17 protein-coding genes are annotated in these 14,925 nt (G+C 66.3%); 10 read left to right on the top strand and 7 right to left on the bottom strand.

From position 1 onward, the window contains the following. Window positions 1-137: 137 nt before the first annotated feature. Both KSS95_RS20915 and KSS95_RS20910 read left to right on the top strand, forming a co-directional pair. Window positions 138-587 (top strand): YcgN family cysteine cluster protein, encoded by a 450-nt coding sequence (locus KSS95_RS20915; RefSeq protein ID WP_217849284.1) that lies wholly within the window; start codon window positions 138-140, stop codon window positions 585-587. 26 nt (window positions 588-613) lie between these two features. After that, window positions 614-1,822, top strand: a complete 1,209-nt coding sequence (locus KSS95_RS20910; RefSeq protein ID WP_217849282.1) for a hypothetical protein — start codon at window positions 614-616, stop codon at window positions 1,820-1,822. A gap of 66 nt (window positions 1,823-1,888) precedes the next feature. Here KSS95_RS20910 and KSS95_RS20905 read toward each other — a convergent pair whose 3' ends face one another. The 3 genes from KSS95_RS20905 to KSS95_RS20895 form a co-directional block, all read right to left on the bottom strand. Next, entirely contained in the window at window positions 1,889-2,212 is a 324-nt protein-coding gene (locus KSS95_RS20905) for a YgaP-like transmembrane domain (RefSeq protein ID WP_217849280.1), read from the bottom strand. Between the two features lie 339 nt (window positions 2,213-2,551). Next, a complete protein-coding gene (locus KSS95_RS20900; protein WP_046856681.1) occupies window positions 2,552-3,022 on the bottom strand; it encodes an RNA methyltransferase in 471 nt (156 codons plus the stop codon). Window positions 3,023-3,093: 71 nt separating this feature from the next. Next, window positions 3,094-3,459, bottom strand: coding sequence for a YajD family HNH nuclease (locus KSS95_RS20895; protein ID WP_023632486.1), 366 nt, complete (start codon window positions 3,457-3,459; stop codon window positions 3,094-3,096). A gap of 132 nt (window positions 3,460-3,591) precedes the next feature. On the opposite strand from KSS95_RS20895, the gene KSS95_RS20890 reads away from it, so the two are divergent. Then, window positions 3,592-3,867 (top strand): hypothetical protein, encoded by a 276-nt coding sequence (locus tag KSS95_RS20890; RefSeq protein WP_217849277.1) that lies wholly within the window; start codon window positions 3,592-3,594, stop codon window positions 3,865-3,867. Between the two features lie 137 nt (window positions 3,868-4,004). On the opposite strand, the gene KSS95_RS20885 is transcribed toward KSS95_RS20890, so the two are convergent. Further along, window positions 4,005-4,478, bottom strand: a complete 474-nt coding sequence (locus KSS95_RS20885; RefSeq protein WP_217849275.1) for a cyclic nucleotide-binding domain-containing protein — start codon at window positions 4,476-4,478, stop codon at window positions 4,005-4,007. Between the two features lie 175 nt (window positions 4,479-4,653). Further along, window positions 4,654-6,696 (bottom strand): S9 family peptidase, encoded by a 2,043-nt coding sequence (locus KSS95_RS20880; protein WP_217849273.1) that lies wholly within the window; start codon window positions 6,694-6,696, stop codon window positions 4,654-4,656. A 125-nt stretch (window positions 6,697-6,821) separates the two neighbouring features. On the opposite strand from KSS95_RS20880, the gene KSS95_RS20875 reads away from it, so the two are divergent. Genes KSS95_RS20875 through KSS95_RS20865 form a run of 3 tightly spaced genes read left to right on the top strand, consistent with a single transcriptional unit; the run spans window position 6,822 to window position 8,652 of the window. Continuing rightward, the gene (locus KSS95_RS20875; RefSeq protein ID WP_217849271.1) at window positions 6,822-7,331 is read left to right on the top strand and encodes an MFS transporter; all 510 of its coding nucleotides are present in this window, start codon (window positions 6,822-6,824) and stop codon (window positions 7,329-7,331) included. A gap of 16 nt (window positions 7,332-7,347) precedes the next feature. Beyond that, on the top strand, window positions 7,348-8,121 hold the full coding sequence (locus KSS95_RS20870) for a class II glutamine amidotransferase (protein WP_217849270.1): 774 nt from the start codon (window positions 7,348-7,350) through the stop codon (window positions 8,119-8,121). Between the two features lie 9 nt (window positions 8,122-8,130). Continuing rightward, window positions 8,131-8,652 carry a DUF2937 family protein gene (locus KSS95_RS20865; RefSeq protein WP_217849268.1) on the top strand — a complete coding sequence of 174 codons (522 nt, stop codon included), beginning with the start codon at window positions 8,131-8,133 and terminating at the stop codon, window positions 8,650-8,652. 235 nt (window positions 8,653-8,887) lie between these two features. On the opposite strand, the gene KSS95_RS20860 is transcribed toward KSS95_RS20865, so the two are convergent. Further along, window positions 8,888-9,799 carry a LysR family transcriptional regulator gene (locus KSS95_RS20860; RefSeq protein WP_217849266.1) on the bottom strand — a complete coding sequence of 304 codons (912 nt, stop codon included), beginning with the start codon at window positions 9,797-9,799 and terminating at the stop codon, window positions 8,888-8,890. Between the two features lie 129 nt (window positions 9,800-9,928). Between KSS95_RS20860 and KSS95_RS20855 the strand changes: the two genes are divergently transcribed. The 4 genes from KSS95_RS20855 to KSS95_RS20840 are packed head-to-tail and all read left to right on the top strand — an operon-like array spanning window position 9,929 to window position 13,623. After that, a complete protein-coding gene (locus KSS95_RS20855; RefSeq protein ID WP_217849264.1) occupies window positions 9,929-11,215 on the top strand; it encodes an MFS transporter in 1,287 nt (428 codons plus the stop codon). Between the two features lie 10 nt (window positions 11,216-11,225). Next, entirely contained in the window at window positions 11,226-12,005 is a 780-nt protein-coding gene (locus KSS95_RS20850; RefSeq protein ID WP_217849261.1) for a 5-oxoprolinase subunit PxpA, read from the top strand. Next, complete coding sequence (gene pxpB, locus KSS95_RS20845) at window positions 12,002-12,688, top strand: 5-oxoprolinase subunit PxpB (protein WP_217849259.1); 687 nt, start codon at window positions 12,002-12,004, stop codon at window positions 12,686-12,688. The genes KSS95_RS20850 and pxpB overlap by 4 nt, the downstream gene beginning before the upstream one ends. Further along, entirely contained in the window at window positions 12,685-13,623 is a 939-nt protein-coding gene (locus KSS95_RS20840) for a 5-oxoprolinase subunit C family protein (protein WP_217849257.1), read from the top strand. The genes pxpB and KSS95_RS20840 overlap by 4 nt, the downstream gene beginning before the upstream one ends. Window positions 13,624-13,734: 111 nt before the next feature. On the opposite strand, the gene KSS95_RS20835 is transcribed toward KSS95_RS20840, so the two are convergent. Further along, window positions 13,735-14,913, bottom strand: a complete 1,179-nt coding sequence (locus KSS95_RS20835) for a vWA domain-containing protein (protein WP_217849255.1) — start codon at window positions 14,911-14,913, stop codon at window positions 13,735-13,737. Window positions 14,914-14,925: the final 12 nt, after the last annotated feature.

Here is a 14,925-nt window from a genome sequence, read left to right as displayed (position 1 = left end):
CTGCAAGGGCGGGGTCAAAGACCGCACGCTACTGTGTCCGACGAGCACTGACAAGCGGTCTGGCGTTGCCGCCGGACTGCCTCTAGACTGGCGCCGCCGCGCGCCGCGGATTGAAGTTGACTGCAGGAAACCGTGTGATGATCGCCGATACCGCGCCCTTCTGGCGGCGCAAGACCCTCGAGCAGCTCGACGCCCCGGAGTGGGAGTCGCTGTGTGACGGCTGTGGCCTGTGCTGCTTGCAGAAGCTCGAGGACGAAGAGGACAACAGCGTCTATTACACCAGCATCGCCTGCAAGCTGCTCGACCTCGGCACCTGCGCGTGCAGCGACTACCCCAACCGCTTCCAGCAGGTGCCCGACTGCATCCAGCTGACCCCAGGCAAGGCCGACCAGTTCAAGTGGTTGCCGCCCACCTGCGGTTACCGCCTGGTCAGCGAAGGCCAGGACCTGCCGGCCTGGCATCACCTGGTGTGCGGGGATCGCCAGCAGGTCCATGAGCAGCGCATTTCCCGGTCAGGGCGGATGCTCAGTGAAAAGGACGTGGATGAAGACGACTGGGAAGACCACCTGATCTTTCGCGCGGGTTGAGCCTCGCGGCTACAAGGAGTTTCGCTATGCGTCGCCCGCTGTTGATGGTGCTTGGCCTGCTGCTCAGTACGCAGGCGCTGGCGAAGAAGGTCGACCTCGATTACCAGGTGCGCCTGCTGCCGCAGAGCGGCCAGGCCGAGGTGCGCCTGACCCTGGCCGAGGGCAGCGCGGTGCGCAGCCTGGACTTCGACCTGGGCAAGACCAATGCCTACAGCGACTTCCTCGCCGATGGCCAGTGGCAGGTGCACAACGGGCGCGGCGTCTGGCGTCCGGCACCGGGCAAGACCAGCCTCAGCTACCGGGTACTGCTCGACCAGCAACCCAAAGGCGGTGCCCACGAGGCGCGGATCACCGCGCACTGGGCACTGTTTCGTGGCGACCAGCTGGTACCGCCGGCGCGCCTTGACCAGCAGGACGGCACCGAGCTGGTGTCGCGCCTGGCCTTCGACCTGCCGGCGGGCTGGAAGAGCGTCGAGACTGCCTGGCCGCGCATTGGCCGGCAAAAGTTTCGCATCGATGATGTCTCGCGTCTGTTCGACCGCCCCACCGGCTGGATGCTGGCCGGCAACCTCGGCAGCCGCCGCGCGCGCCTGGGCGATACCGAGGTGACCGTCGCCGCGCCGCAAGGGCAGGGCATGCGGCGCATGGACACGCTGACCTTGCTGACTTTCGTCTGGCCGCAGGTGCAGGCGGTATTCCCGCGCAATCCGTCCAAGCTGCTGCTGGTCGGTGCCCGAGACGAGATGTGGCGTGGCGTGCTGCCGGGCAACAACTCGCTGTACCTGCACAGTGGCCGGCCGCTGGTCAGCGAGAACGGCAGCAGCCCGCTGCTGCGCGAGCTGGTGCAGTTGTTCGCCCAGATCAACGACCGCGACGGCAGCGACTGGCTCGGCGAGAGCCTGGCCGACTATTACGCCACCGAGTTGCTGCGCCGTGCCGGGGGCATGAGCGATGACCGCTATGAGGCGTCGCAAGCGCGTTTGCACAAGCTGGGCGACAAGGTGAACCACCTCAAGGGCGCCAAGGCCAGCCCCGCGCAGGTGGCCCGTGGCGTGTTGCTACTGCAGGCGCTGGACCGTGAGATCCGCCTGCACAACCACGACAAGCGCTCGCTGGACGATGTCGCGCGGGCGTTGATGCGCCTGTCCAGCGTCAGCACCGCGGAGTTCGTGCAGATCAGCGAGAACGTGCTTGGGCGCCAGTCCGAGGTGTTGCAGGGCAAGGTGTTGCGCTAGGCGCGGGTCTTTGTTCACGGGGCAAGCCCGCGCCCACACGGTGGCGCCCTTGTGCCTGGGATGCATTCATCCGCCAGTCACTGTCGCGGTACCGGTCGCCGCTTCGGCGCTGGCCTGCAGGGCCTTGAGCTGCGCTGCCCCGCGTTCGATGTCGCGGTGCAGGCGCAGGTACTCGGCGCGATGGCGTTGCCACCAGGCCTTGGTCGAGCAATGCCCGCTCAGGCCCCTGGCCAGGGCCAGGCCACCCACGGCGACCTGCAGCATGCCCAGCAGGCCGCCATGGCGTAGGCCCTTGGTGATCATCAACGCGCCCCCAGCCAGAGAACTGATGCGCTCCAGGCCATGGACATTGGGGTGCGGTGCATCCGTTGTGGCGTGGAAATCGTGCATTGCCGGGGCCTCCTCAGGTCGGTGATGTTCAGCAGACGCTGGCGGGCATACGAGCGTTCACTTTTATTGCCTGGGCGGCACCCCGGCCAACTCCGAGTCTCATGAACATATAAGTTGCTGTTGCTCTGCTTTTGATTTTGCTTCTAAGCGCGCGATCAATGCTTGCCGCTCCGGCCTCCTGAAGTCGCGAAGTTACGCGCGGCGCCTGCACTGACGCAGCTGTCGCTCGCTGGGTTTGGCGTTAGCCTCTTAATCGGCATCGGCAACCGGGCAGTTCCAGCGGGTGCAGGAGGACACAGCTGTAGGAGCCGGCCTTGCCGGCGAAAGGGCCTGACCGGCCTACTTGAACTTCGGCCCCGAGCGGGTATTGAGGCCCTTGGCCATGCGGTCATACAGCACCACGTTGACCGTCGCCGCAAGGTTCATGCAACCCTGGGTCGGGATGTAGATGGTCTCTTCGCACCAACCACGCACGTCCTCGCTCAACGAGCCATCCTCAGGCCCGAAGATATAGATCGCCCGGTCCGGGTGGGTGTACTCGGGCAACGGCCGCGCACCGTCCACCAGCTCCACCGCCACCGGCGTGCAGCCCAACGGGATGATGCGTTGCAGGTCGTCGATGCCGATCAGCGGGATGTCGTAGTGCACCCGCTTGGTGTCGGTGACGAAATCGCGGGCGCGCTCATAGCGCTTGCCGGTGTAGAACACCGAGTTGACGCCATAACAGCCTGCCGCGCGCATCACCGAGCCGACGTTCTCGGCCGATTTGGGGTTGAACAGGCCGATGCAGCTGTACCGTTTGTTCGCCACGTGTCGGGGCCCTTCGCAAAAAAAGCGCGATTATACGGGCTTGCCGACACGCCGGGGGCGGCAATCGACGGTCAGTCCTTCTTCATCAGCGCGGCCAGGCCGGCGAACGGGTTGTGGGTGGCCACGGCAACCTTCGGCGTGCTCAGCGAGCCTTCGCTGAAATATTGCTGGTCGGTGTAGCGGGCGTGCTCGTTGTCGTGGCAGTACAAGCACAGCAGCTCCCAGTTGGAGCCATCCTGTGGGTTGTTGTCGTGGTTGTGGTCACGGTGGTGCACGGTCAGTTCCGACAGGCGCTTGCCGGAGAACTCACGGGTGCAGCGGCCACAGACGTGGGGGTACATTTTCAGCGCCTTGTCGCGGTAGCCCATTTCCTTGTCGCGCTTGGCGTCGGCGAGGATACGGTCGAGGCGGGCGGTGGCGTCGGAGGTGGAACTCATGGTGTTACCTTTTTTCTAATCAGGGCAATGACGGTTATGTTCTTGAGTCTAGCGCGCCAGTCGGGCGGGCGGACAGGCAAAAATGCGCCATTGGGCATAGCCTGTAGGAAGGTTTCTGACAGGAGGCTGCAGATGTTGCATGCGATCCTCGCCGCACTGTTGCTTGGCGCAGTGCCGTTGGCCGATGCTGCAGGTCAGCAGCGGCCGCTCACGACCGTCCCGGGGGCACCGGGGACGCCGACGCCGACACCCTACCCGCAGATCACCCCGAGCACGCCGCCCAAGGCCGGCGCCAACCGGCCCGGTGCTCCGCTGCTGCCAGCGATGCCGGTGCCAGGGCCGCCCAAGGACCAGCCGTTGCCGGGGTTGCAGTCGACGCCGCCGAAGCCTGCGCCCAAGGCCGACTAGGCTCTGAATGAAAAGTCTTGAGACGAAGGTCAGGCAGGCGAAAACAGCCGAGCAAGCGCAGTGTACTGGCGTACATGAGCATTGCGAGGCGGTTTTCAACGCAGCATGAACGAGTATCAAGGCTCGTCGTACAGAGCCTAAACCTGCTGCGACAGGCGCTGGCCGTCCTGCATGCGCAGGCGCTTGGACAGCGCCACGGCCAGGGCGCGGATGATGCGCGCGGCAATCCGTGGCGCTTCGTTGAGCATCCTTTCCAGCGAGTCCTTGCCTAGGGTCAGCAGTTGGCAGTCGCTGGCGGCCACGCAGGTGGCCGAGCGGCGTTCGCCATCGAGCACTGCCATCTCGCCGAAGGCGCGGCCCTTGCGCAGGGTGGCGATCTCCATCAGGGCGCCGCTGGCGTCGGTCTTGCGCACCGAAACCACGCCGCGGTGGAGGATGCACATGAAGGTGCCGGCGTCGCCTTCGCTGAACAGGGTCTGGCCCTGGGCGACGGCGGTGAGGCTGAAGTAGCCAGCGGCGGCGAGAAAGTCACCGGGCTGCAGGGTGTCGAACAGGCCGCAGTCCATGAGCATGTCGCGGATTTCGGCGTTCAGGTGCTGGGTGTCGGGCATGTGTTGTTGTTCTCACCGGGTGCTGTCCTGGAATTGTCGGGGCTGCTGCGCAGCCGTTTCGCGACACGAGGCCGCTCCCACAGGCATAGCGCGGAATCTGTGGGAGCGGCCTTGTGTCGCGAAACGAGGGCAAAGCCCTCGCCGTTGCGCACCCTATGACAACGAAAATCGCGTTTTACGCCACGCCCAGCTCATTGAAGACGAACGCATACTCCAGCGCCACGTCGCGCAGCCCCTGGTAGCGCCCGCTCATGCCCCCGTGGCCGGCACCCATCTCGGTCTTGAGCAGCAGCAGGTTGTCGTCGGTCTTGCGCGTGCGCAGGCGTGCCACCCACTTGGCCGCTTCCCAGTACTGCACGCGGCTGTCGTTGTAGCCGGCGATCACCAGCATGGCCGGGTAGGCCTGGGCCTTGACGTTCTCATAGGGGGCGTAGGCCTTGATCCGCGCGTACACCTCTGGCTCCTCGGGGTTGCCCCATTCGTCGTACTCGGTGACGGTCAGCGGCAGCTCGGGGTCGAGCATGGTGTTGAGCACATCGACGAACGGCACTTCGGCGATGGCGCAACGGAACAGCTCCGGGCGCAGGTTGAGCACCGCGCCCATCAACAGGCCGCCGGCACTGCCGCCGCTGATGGCCAGGCGCTCGCGGGTGGTCACGCCCGCGGCGATCAGGTGCTCGGCACAGGCGATGAAGTCGTCGAAACTGTTGTGCTTGTGTGCCTGCTTGCCGGCCCGGTACCAGGCCTCGCCCAGTTCGCCGCCGCCGCGCACATGGGCGATGGCGAAGGCCACGCCGCGCTCCAGCAGGCTCAGGCGGGCATGGGAAAACCACGGGTCGAGGCTTTCGCCGTAGGCGCCGTAGCCGTAGAGGTACAACGGTACGCACTGGCCCTCGTCGGCGCGGCGGCGCACCAGGCTGATCGGCACCCGGGTGCCGTCCTTGGCCACCGCCCACAGGCGCTGGCTGATGTAGTCGTCGGCGTCGAACGCACCCAGTACCGGGGTCTGCTTGAGTACCTGCTGCTCACCCGTGGCCAGTTCCAGCTGGCGCACCTGGGCCGGGCGGTTGAGCGCCTCGTAGCGCAGGCGGATGCGCGTGCTGGCGAACTCCAGGCTGTCCTGCACGTAGAGGCTGTAGGCCGCGTCCGGCAGCTCGACGCGGTAGGCCGGCAAGCCCTGTGGGTGCACCTCGATGATCGGCAGGCCGCCTTCGCGCAGGCTCAGCGACAGCGCCGTGGCATTGAGGCTGAGCCCTTCGAGCATGACGTCGTCGCGGTGCGGTACCAGCACCTGCCACTGCTCGCGGGTCGGCACGCTGTCGGCCGGCGCGTGGTACAGGGCGAAGTTGATGCCGGCCTGGTTGCTGCGCACGAACCAGCGCCACTGGCCGTCGAACTGGCCGTGGTCGGGGAAGTATTCGTGGCCTTCGACCCGCGGCGCCAGGCAGGTGAAGTCAGCCTGTGGCGTGGTGGCGTCGAGCACCCAGGCCTCGCTGGTGGTCTTGCTGTTGAGCAGCAGCACCAGCTGGCGCTCGGAGCTGGCGCGGTAGCAGTGCAGGAAGAAGCGTCCGTCCGCTTCCTCGAACACCGTGGCGGCGCCAGCCTCGCCCAGGGTGTGGCGACGCAGGCGCCAGGGGCGATGCGTGTCGTCAAGTTCGGCGAAGAACAGCGTCTGGCTGTCATTGGCCCAGGTCATGCTGCCATCGCAGTCGTCGAAGGGCAGGGTGGTCAGCGCGCCGCTGGCCAGGTCCTTGACGTACAGGGTGTAGATCTCGTCGCCGCTGGTGTCCAGGCTGTAGGCCAGCAGGCGGTGGTCAGGGCTGACGCTGAAGGCGCCGAGGGAAAGAAAGCCGCCATTGGCCAGGGCGTTGGGATCGAGCAGCAGCTCCTCGTGGCTTGCATCGACGGTGTTGCTGTCGTCGGCCGGGCGCGGGCAGCGATAATGGCGCGGGTATTCGTCGCCCGCGGTGGTGCGGGTGTAGTAGAGGTATGGGCCCCAGGGCGAGGGCAGCGACAGGTCGGTCTCGAGGATGCGGCCTTTGATTTCTTCGAACAGCTGTTCACGCAGCGGGGCCTGGTCGGCGAGGACGGCTTGCTGGTAGGCGTTTTCCGCTTCCAGGTAGGCCAGGACCTCGGGGGTGTCGCGCTGCTGCAGCCAGGCGTAGGGGTCGTGGCCTTCGGCTTGATGGGCGATCGGGGCGGGAAGGGGTAGGGGCATGGGTGATCTCGTCGATTGTGGACCCCTCGCGAGGAGTCGCTGCAGGTCCCTTGCGGTGCGGGGGCAGCCTGCGCCGGGAAAAGTGTTTATCATAGGCGTCTCTTCGCCTGGCTTGCACGAACACCATGACCGAACACGACTATACGCTGGCCTGGGGCCTGTACGCCGTTGCCGCCCTGGGCTGCCTGCTGGTGGGCTTCAAGCTGACCGGCTGGATGTGGCGCTGGCTGCGCGAGCCGCTGCGGGTGATCATCGCCGTGCTGCTGTTTGCCCCGACCATCGTCGACCCGGTCAAGGAGAGCTTCGCCCCGGCCATCGCCATCACCGCGCTGGACGTCGCCTTCAAGGTCGGCAACAACGCCTGGCGCGCCGCCTCGGACCTGGCCATGTACGGCATGCTCGCCTTTGCCCTGTACATCGTCTTCGTCCTGATCCGCTGGCCGCTGGAAAAGCGTGCCCGCGAGCGCCGCGCCCAGCGCGAGGCCGCCGCCCAGCGGCAGAAGCAGGACGATGACCAGGCCATGGTCGAGACGCCGGTGGTCGCCAACCGCCAGGACCGCTACCGCGACGAGCCGCCGGCCGCCCCGGTGCGTCGCGCCGGCCCCGGCCAGGGCCGGGTCGAGCCACGTCTGTAAGCCAGGAGCCGCGAGCATGTGCGAACTGCTGGGCATGAGCGCCAATGTCCCCACCGATATCGTCTTCAGCTTCACCGGCCTGATGCAGCGCGGCGGGCGTACCGGCCCGCACCGCGACGGCTGGGGCATCGGCTTCTACGAAGGCCGTGGCCTGCGCCTGTTCCAGGACCCGGCGGCGAGCAGCGAGTCGGAAGTGGCCAACCTGGTGCAGCGCTACCCGATCAAGAGCGAAGTGGTCATCGGCCATATTCGCCAGGCCAACGTCGGCAAGGTCTGCCTGTCCAACACCCACCCGTTCGTGCGCGAGCTGTGGGGGCGCAACTGGTGTTTCGCGCACAACGGCCAGCTGGGTGACTTCAGTGGTTTGCGCACGTTCTACCGGCCGGTGGGCGACACCGACAGCGAGGCGGCGTTCTGCGATTTGCTCAACCGCGTGCGCGAAGCCTTCCCCGAGCCGGTGGCGGTCGAGCAACTGTTGCCGGTGCTGGTCGAGGCCTGCGCCGAGTACCGCGGCAAGGGCGTGTTCAACTGCCTGCTCAGCGATGGCGACTGGCTGTTCTGCTTCTGCTCGACCAAGCTGGTACACATTACCCGCCGCGCGCCGTTTGGCGCGGCGCGCTTGAAGGACGTCGACCTGATCGTCGACTTCCACACGCAAACCACCCCCAACGACGTGGTCACGGTGATCGCCACCGAGGCCCTGACCGAGAACGAGACCTGGAACCGCTATGGCCCGGGTCAATGGGCCCTGTGGCGCCACGGCGAGTGCGTTGCCCACGGGCAGAGCTAAGGACCCGGCATGTTCAGAAGTTACCTGCGCCTGCTTTTGTTCACCTTCGGCCTGCTGGCCGGTATCCAGGTGCCTGGCCTGGTCAAGGACTACAGCCAGCGCGTCGAGGCGCACCTGCTCGAGTCGCGCCAGGCCCTCGACGGCTTCCGCCAGACCGCGCAGCGCTTCTTCAATGGCGACTTGCAGGCGTTGGTGCGGCATTACCGTGGCAGTGATGACCCGGTGTTCAACAGCGATGCCAACAGCATCGACAGCCTGTTGATCCGCAACCAGGCGCTGGAGCATGAATGGCAGGCCCTGCAAGGCTCGTGGGTGAGCCGCACCTGGCATGTGCTGGTGCAGCCGGAGCCGGCGCTGCGCGAGGAGACGCTCAAGGGCTACAGCTATCAGATCCTGTTGGTGCCCGAGGCGATCGGCTGGGGGATCGGTAGCGGGTTCGTGCTGGCGTTCGTGGTCGAGAGCCTGTTGCTGGTGCTGGGCTGGGTGATCCTCGGTGGGCGGCGCAAGGCGGTGAAAGAGAGCTGGCGCTAGTGTGGTGTTTTGCAAATACGACCCATGATTCGCGCGTGATTTTTGTGCTCAAGCAAGGCGTCGCGACGAGTCGTAGCCCAGCTACGGCGAGGAGCGACAACGCGGCATGAGCGCAAAAAGCACGCGCGAATTAGGGTCGTTATTTGTGAAACACCACACTAGGTTCGCCAGCAAGGCTGGCCTACAGGGGCCGCGCCCAACCTGTAGGAGCCGGCCTTGCCGGCGAAAGGGCCTTTCAGACCAGCACGATCCGCTGCCCGCCCACATCCCGCGCATAGCGCTCCAGCACCTGCCGGCAAACCCCCACCACCTCGTCCACCAGCGCCACACCGGTTTGCCAGGCCACTACCAGCTCCAGGCTCGGCGGCGGTTGCAAGCCGGTGAGCAGCACCAGTTCACCTCGGCTCAATTCGCCATCCACCAGCGCCGGTGGCAAGGCGCCGATGCCGAAGCCGTCGCGCAGCAGACGGGTGATGGCCGCCACCGAGTTCACGCAGTTCAGCCGCGGCGCCTCGGCCCCGGCGCCCTGCAGCAGGCTGAGCACTTCCTGGTGCGGCCGTGAGTTCTTCGAGAAGGTGATGATCCGCTCGCGGGCCAGCTGCGCCAGGTCGGCGTAGGCGCGGTGCTGCGGCGAGCCGGCGGCGACCAGCCAGCCCATGGGGTAGCGGGCCAGGTCCTGGCTGCGGATCGATGCCTCGCGCAGCAGGTCGGTCTGCAGGATCACGTCGAGAAAGCCCTTTTGCAGCTGTTCGCGCAGGTTCAGCGCGGTGTCGGCCACCAGCTCGATCTCCACCTGCGGGTAACGCTCGCCCAGTTCCGCCACCAGCGCGCTCATCCAGGTGTGGATCACCGTGTCCATGACCCCCAGGCGGATGCGCCCGGTCTTGGCCCGGTCGCTGTCCAGCGACTGCTTCATGGCCTTGGCCGTGTCGAGCATGCGCTCGGCGTACTCCAGCACCTTGCCGCCCTCGGGGGTCAGGCTGACCCCACGCGAGTCGCGCAGCAGCAGCTTGACTCCCAGGTCGGCCTCCAGCGCGGCGATGCGGCTGGACACCGAGGCCTGGGTGGTGAACAGCTTCTCGGCGGTGAGGCGGAAGCTCTTGAGCCGGGCGACCCAGACGAAGGTTTCGAGGAAACGGAGGTTCATGATCAGTTTTTCTTGTTCCAGACCGACGGTTTTTCTCGTTGGACGGCCGGGGCACCGGCCTTCGAACATGGCGTCCAGGCCGCGACCTCGACGTCGCCCGTAGAACAATACCAACAAGCCGAGGCAATCATGAACCCGACCGGCGTGCAGCAGCAGGCCCCCGCCCGATCTTCGAGCGGCCCCTTCGCCTGGTACCGCGACATCGACTCCCAGCAACGCCGCACCTTCTGGAGCTGCAAGATCGGCTATGGCCTGGACGGCATGGACACGCAGATGCTGAGTTTCGTCATCCCCACCCTGATCATGCTGTGGGGCATCACCACCGCCGAGGCCGGGCTGATCCACACCAGCACCCTGATCGCCTCGGCCCTGGGCGGCTGGATCGCCGGGATTCTCTCCGACCGCATCGGCCGGGTGCGCACCTTGCAGCTGACGGTGCTGTGGTTCGCCTTCTTCACCTTCCTGTGCGGCTTCGCCCAGAACTACGAGCAATTGCTGATCGCCCGTACCCTGATGGGCTTTGGCTTCGGTGGCGAGTGGACCGCCGGCGCGGTGTTGATCGGCGAGGTGATCCGCGCCCAGGACCGTGGCAAGGCGGTGGGCATGGTGCAGTCGGGCTGGGCGATAGGCTGGGGCCTGACCGCGATCCTCTACGCGCTGCTGTTCACCTGGTTGCCGGCCGAGCAGGCCTGGCGCGCGCTGTTCCTGCTGGGGCTGTTGCCGGCACTGTTCGTGATCTTCGTCCGGCGCCTGGTCAAGGACCCGGAAATCTACCGCCAGGCCAAGGCCGTGGAAAAGGCCGAGGCCCCTTCGCACTTCTACGAGATCTTCGCCCCCGGCATGCTCTGGACCACCATCCGCGCCTCGCTGCTGACCACCGGTGCGCTGGGCGGCTACTACGCCATCACCTCGTGGTTGCCGACCTTCCTCAAGAACGAGCGCGGCCTGAGCGTGCTCGGCACCGGCGGCTACCTGGCCATGGTCATCGTCGGCTCCTACATCGGCTATGTGGTCAGCGCGTACCTGTGCGACCTGCTGGGGCGCAAGAAGAACTTCATCCTGTTCGCCGTGGGCTCGTTCGTCATCGTGCTGCTCTACACCCAACTGCCGGTCAGCGACCAGGTGATGCTGTGGCTGGGCTTCCCGCTGGGCTTCTTCGCCTCGGGCATCTTCAGCGGCATGGGCGCGTTCCTCACCGAACTGTTCCCCACCCGCGTGCGCGGCTCGGGGCAGGGTTTCTGCTACAACATCGGCAAGGTCATCGCGGCGCTGTTCCCGCTGCTGATCGGCCTGCTGGGTGAAAAGATCCCGTTGGGCCTGGGTATTGGCGCCTTCGCCGCGGTGTCCTACGGCGTGGTGATCCTGGCGGCGTTGAGCCTGCCGGAAACCCGCGGCAAACAACTCCAGGCGCGCTAAGGTAGGCTGGATGAACATCGAAACAGGAGTGCGCGAAGTGAAACGCCTGCTGCTCAACTGCGACATGGGCGAGAGCTTCGGTAACTGGCGCATGGGCCAGGATGCCAAGGTCATGCCCTTCATCGATTGCGCCAACATCGCCTGCGGCTACCACGCCGGTGACCCCGGCACCATGCGCCGTACCGTGGCCCTGGCGCTGGAGCACCGGGTGGCGATCGGCGCGCACCCGGCCTACCCGGACCTGGCTGGTTTCGGCCGTCGGTCCATGGCGTGCAGCAGCGAGGAGATTCGCGACCTGCTGCACTACCAGATCGGCGCCCTGGACGGCATCTGCAAGGTGCTGGGTGGTCGGGTCGCCTACGTCAAGCCACATGGTGCGCTGTACAACGACATGATGGCCAACCCGGACATCCTGCGTACCGTGCTCGAGGCGGTGGCGGCGTTCGACAGCGGCCTGCCGCTGATGCTCATGGCCACCGCCGACGACCGCGCCGCCCAGGCCCTGGGCGACGCGGTCGGTGTGCCGCTGTGGTTCGAGGCCTTCGCCGACCGCGGCTATACCGCCAGCGGCCACCTGATGTCGCGGCGCCTGGCCAATGCCGTGCATCACGACCCGGCGCTGGTGGTCGAGCAAGCCCTGCGCCTGGCCAGGGGCGAGGTGCTGCTGGCCGACGATGGCAGTGAAGTACAGCTGCATGCCAGCACCTTGTGCGTGCATGGCGACAACGACGGCTCGGTGGCGGCCGTGCGGCAGATCCGCCAGGCCCTGGACGCGCTGGAGCAAGCATGACCCCACGTATCGAAGTGGTGGCCATCGACAGCCTGATGGTGCGGCTGTTCGATGCCATCGATGAAGCCAACATGCCGTGGATCCTTGCCGCCAGCCAACGCTTGCGCGAGGCTTTCGGCCAACAGTTGATCGACCTGGTGCCGTCCTATACCACGCTGCTGGTGCAGTTCGACCTGGCACCGGGCGAGGCGCGCCAGCGCATCCAGCATGCGCTGCAAGGGCTGCAGCCGGATGCCGGCAGTGGCGGGCGCCGGCACCAGATACCGGTGTGGTACCACCCCAGCGTCGGGCCCGAGTTGCCGCTGCTGGCGGCGCGCAGCGGGCTGAGCGAGGACGAGGTGATTGCCCTGCACGGTAGCCGTGACTACCCGGTGTTCGCCCTGGGCTTCGCGCCCGGCTTCGGCTTCATGGGCTTGGTCGACGAACGCCTGGCCACGCCACGCCTGAGCACCCCGCGCAAGCGCGTGGCGGCGGGCAGTGTCGGCATTGCCGAACGCCAGACCGCAGCGTACCCGGCTGTTTCGCCCGGGGGCTGGAACCTGATTGGCCGTACCCCGCTGCGCCTGTTCGAGCGCGGCCACAGTCTTCTGCAGCCCGGTGACCGGGTGCGTTTCGTGGCGGTCGGGCATGCCGAGTTCATCAACCTGGGCGGTGATGACAGCCCGCTGGAGGCCCAGGCATGAGCCAGTTGAGGATCGAGGCCAGCACCGCGCTGTGCCAATTGCAGGATGGTGGGCGCTTCGGCGTGCGGCATCTGGGGGTGACCCAGGGCGGCGCACTGGACTGGGTGGCCATGCGCTGGGCCAACTGGCTGCTGGGCAATGCCCTGGACAGCGCCGTGGTGGAGATTGCCCTCGGCGGCTTCAGCGTGGTTGCCGAGCAGGACTGCGTGATGGCGCTGGCCGGGGCCGACCTGGATGCGCAGCTCGACGGGCAGGCCGTGGCGTCCTGGACCCGCTTCAACCTCGGCAAGGGCCAGCAGCTGACGCTACGTCAGCCTCGCCAGGGGGTACGTGCTTACCTGGCGGTGCCGGGCGGGTTCGTGGGCAAGTCGGTACTGGGGAGTTGTGCCACGGTGGTTCGGGAAGCGCTGGGCGGGGTTGACGGCCAGGGCCGGGCGTTGATGAAAGGGGAACTGCTGCATGCTGCTGAAGCCATCGTGGGGCAAGTCGGGGCGCCGAACCGCCGCTCCCACGTGCCTGAAGCGTTGCGGCCGGTGTATGCGGACAAACCTGTGCTGGACCTGGTGATGGGGGCGCAGATCGGCGATTTCAGTGGCACCAGCCTGTTCGAGGCGTTTAACCGTGACTGGACGCTGGATAGCCGTGCCGACCGCATGGGTATTCGCCTGCTCGGGCCGCAACTGGTCTATCAGGGCGCACCGATGATCTCAGAAGGGATCCCGCTCGGCGCTGTTCAGGTGCCGCCGGACGGGCAGCCGATCGTCCTGCTCAATGACCGGCAGACCATTGGCGGTTATCCACGGTTGGGGGCGCTGACACCGTTGGCGCTGGCTCAATTGGCACAGTGCATGCCGGGAGCCACGGTAAGGTTCAGGGCGGTGGTGCAGGATGAGGCCTGGCGGGAGCAGCAGGCCTTTGGTCGGCGTTGGCTTTGAGAATTTTGGGGCTGCTCTGCAGCCCTTTCGCGACACAAGGCCGCTCCTACAGAGAGAACGCGATTTCCTGTAGGAGCGCGAAAGGGCCGCAGAGCGGCCCCAGGGCATTAGCTACTTGGACAGGTAACGCATCCCATCCTCCAACCCTTGCAAGGTCAGCGGGTACATCTTGTCCTCGATCAGGTCCCGCACCAGGTGGGTCGAGGCGGTGTAGTCCCAGGCCTGCTTGGGGTAGGGATTGATCCAGATGATCTTCCTGAACTTCTCCATGAAGCGCTGCATCCACACGTACCCGGCTTCTTCGTTCCAGTGCTCGACGCTGCCGCCCGGCTGGGTGATCTCGTAGGGCGCCATGGCCGCGTCGCCGACGAACACCACCTTGTAGTCGTCGCCGTACTTGTGCAGCAGGTCGAAGGTGGAGAAGCGCTCCGAGGTGCGGCGCAGGTTGTTCTTCCACACCGACTCGTAGACGAAGTTGTGGAAGTAGTAGTACTCCAGGTGCTTGAACTCGGTCTTGCAGGCCGAGAACAGCTCCTCGCAGACCTTGACGTGGGCGTCCATCGAGCCGCCGATGTCGAACAGCAACAGCAGCTTCACCGTGTTGCGCCGCTCGGGGCGCATCTGGATGTTCAGCAGGCCGGCGTCACGGGCGGTGTGGTCGATGGTGCCGTCGATGTCCAGCTCTTCGGCGGCGCCTTCGCGGGCGAACTTGCGCAGCCGGCGCAGGGCCAGCTTGATGTTGCGCGTGCCCAACTCGACCTGATCGTCGAGGTTCTTGTACTCGCGCTGGTCCCACACCTTTACCGCCTTGCCCTGGCGCTTGCCGGCCTCGCCGACGCGAATGCCCTCGGGGTTGAAACCACCCGAGCCGAACGGGCTGGTGCCGCCGGTGCCGATCCACTTGTTGCCGCCGGCGTGGCGCTCCTTCTGCTCTTCGAGGCGCTTCTTGAATTCCTCGATCAGCTTGTCCAGCCCGCCCAGGGACTGGATCTGCGCGCGCTCCTCGTCGGTCAGCGAGCGTTCGAACTCCTTGCGCAGCCATTCGTCAGGGATCAACGCCTCGAGATGCCGGTCGAGGTTTTCCAGGCCCTTGAAGTAGGCGGCGAACGCCCGGTCGAACTTGTCGAAGTGCCGTTCGTCCTTCACCAGGATGGCGCGGGCCAGGTAGTAGAAGGCGTCCATGTCGGCGAACACCACGCCCTTTTGCAGGGCATGGTGCAGGTCGAGCAGCTCGCGTACCGACACCGGCACCTTGGCCGCGCGCATTTCATTGAACAGGTTGAGCAGCATGCCCCGGCTCCT

Source organism: Pseudomonas muyukensis, assembly GCF_019139535.1.
Classification (GTDB): domain Bacteria; phylum Pseudomonadota; class Gammaproteobacteria; order Pseudomonadales; family Pseudomonadaceae; genus Aquipseudomonas; species Aquipseudomonas muyukensis.
Note: the sequence above shows the minus strand (reverse complement) of the source record. Positions and strands in the feature narration are given on the sequence as shown.

Bases quoted from the DNA above. Each gene is read 5' to 3' on its own strand.
- KSS95_RS20905 (WP_217849280.1), bottom strand. From the start codon at position 2,212: ATGCACGATTTCCACGCCACAACGGATGCACCGCACCCCAATGTCCAT.
- KSS95_RS20885 (WP_217849275.1), bottom strand. From the start codon at position 4,478: ATGCCCGACACCCAGCACCTGAACGCCGAAATCCGCGACATGCTCATG.
- KSS95_RS20870 (WP_217849270.1), top strand. From the start codon at position 7,348: ATGTGCGAACTGCTGGGCATGAGCGCCAATGTCCCCACCGATATCGTC.
- KSS95_RS20915 (WP_217849284.1), top strand. From the start codon at position 138: ATGATCGCCGATACCGCGCCCTTCTGGCGGCGCAAGACCCTCGAGCAG.
- KSS95_RS20840 (WP_217849257.1), top strand. From the start codon at position 12,685: ATGAGCCAGTTGAGGATCGAGGCCAGCACCGCGCTGTGCCAATTGCAG.
- KSS95_RS20860 (WP_217849266.1), bottom strand. From the start codon at position 9,799: ATGAACCTCCGTTTCCTCGAAACCTTCGTCTGGGTCGCCCGGCTCAAG.
- KSS95_RS20875 (WP_217849271.1), top strand. From the start codon at position 6,822: ATGACCGAACACGACTATACGCTGGCCTGGGGCCTGTACGCCGTTGCC.
- KSS95_RS20895 (WP_023632486.1), bottom strand. From the start codon at position 3,459: ATGAGTTCCACCTCCGACGCCACCGCCCGCCTCGACCGTATCCTCGCC.
- KSS95_RS20865 (WP_217849268.1), top strand. From the start codon at position 8,131: ATGTTCAGAAGTTACCTGCGCCTGCTTTTGTTCACCTTCGGCCTGCTG.
- pxpB (WP_217849259.1), top strand. From the start codon at position 12,002: ATGACCCCACGTATCGAAGTGGTGGCCATCGACAGCCTGATGGTGCGG.
- KSS95_RS20880 (WP_217849273.1), bottom strand. From the start codon at position 6,696: ATGCCCCTACCCCTTCCCGCCCCGATCGCCCATCAAGCCGAAGGCCAC.
- KSS95_RS20835 (WP_217849255.1), bottom strand. From the start codon at position 14,913: ATGCTGCTCAACCTGTTCAATGAAATGCGCGCGGCCAAGGTGCCGGTG.
- KSS95_RS20855 (WP_217849264.1), top strand. From the start codon at position 9,929: ATGAACCCGACCGGCGTGCAGCAGCAGGCCCCCGCCCGATCTTCGAGC.
- KSS95_RS20850 (WP_217849261.1), top strand. From the start codon at position 11,226: ATGAACATCGAAACAGGAGTGCGCGAAGTGAAACGCCTGCTGCTCAAC.
- KSS95_RS20890 (WP_217849277.1), top strand. From the start codon at position 3,592: ATGTTGCATGCGATCCTCGCCGCACTGTTGCTTGGCGCAGTGCCGTTG.
- KSS95_RS20910 (WP_217849282.1), top strand. From the start codon at position 614: ATGCGTCGCCCGCTGTTGATGGTGCTTGGCCTGCTGCTCAGTACGCAG.